2 protein-coding genes are annotated in these 813 nt (G+C 69.4%); one reads left to right on the forward strand and one right to left on the reverse strand.

What is annotated here, in order from left to right; translation table 11 throughout:
* The first annotated feature begins 27 nt into the window (after window positions 1-27).
* Window positions 28-498, forward strand: coding sequence for a hypothetical protein (locus EHS43_RS45390; protein ID WP_125196139.1), 471 nt, complete (start codon window positions 28-30; stop codon window positions 496-498).
* A gap of 10 nt (window positions 499-508) precedes the next feature.
* On the opposite strand, the gene EHS43_RS45395 is transcribed toward EHS43_RS45390, so the two are convergent.
* Entirely contained in the window at window positions 509-757 is a 249-nt protein-coding gene (locus tag EHS43_RS45395; RefSeq protein WP_125196140.1) for an SCO4226 family nickel-binding protein, read from the reverse strand.
* Window positions 758-813: the final 56 nt, after the last annotated feature.

Here is an 813-nt window from a genome sequence, read left to right on the forward strand (position 1 = left end):
ACCCCGCCCCCCTGCCACCCTGAAGGCGTGACATCGACAACTTTCGTGCCGTTTCTCGGGGTTGTTCTGGGTGGTCTCGTGTCGACACTGGCCCAGTACTCGCTGGCTCGGGCGTCGGAGCGGGCCGAGGTGCGGCGGAGCAGGCGGGAGCGGGTCGAGGTGCGGCGGGGTGAGCGCGTCACCCATCTCATCGACTTCCTGTCCGCGGTGCAGGAAGCCGAGCGGGTCGCCGTGGACCACTACCACCACGGCGTGAGCGACGAGCAGTGGCAGGCGCGCGCCAAGCAGTCCATCGACCGGATGTGGGTGGCCCAGAAGACCATCCACATGCTGTGCGGCGCCGAGGTCAACGAGGCCGCACGTCGTCTGGCGTACGACGTCCAGAACGTGATCAGGAACGGCCCCGGGCCGGGCGATCCCCAGGACGAGAGGGTCTGGGCCTACATCCGCCCCCACCGCAGGGCGTTCCTCGACCTCGTACGCGACCACCTGCAGTAGCGGGACCCCGTCACACCGACAGCGGCACCGCGTGGATCTCGTCCGCCCGGTGTCCGGCCCGCTCGTGGATCCGCTGGACCGCCTCCGGCGACGGTGCCTCCGAGAGGCAGTACACGAGGCCGGACTCGGGGTCAGCCCAGGCGCGCTCGAAGTGCACGCCCTCGTCCTTCTCTATCGCGAGATCGGCCTGGTGGGCCTCCATCAGCTGGTCGGCCGTGATGCCCTGCATCCCACGGTGTACGTCCATGAACTGCGCCATGGCCTGCACCTTCCTGCCATCCCCGAGCGGAACCGAACCCCCCGCCCCCTCTCATG

It is taken from the genome of Streptomyces sp. RP5T (assembly GCF_003933965.1).
In the GTDB taxonomy this organism is placed as follows: domain Bacteria; phylum Actinomycetota; class Actinomycetes; order Streptomycetales; family Streptomycetaceae; genus Streptomyces.

What these genes read in the sequence shown, in the direction of transcription:
- EHS43_RS45395 (WP_125196140.1), bottom strand. Translation starts at nt 757, where the DNA reads ATGGCGCAGTTCATGGACGTACACCGTGGGATGCAGGGCATCACGGCC.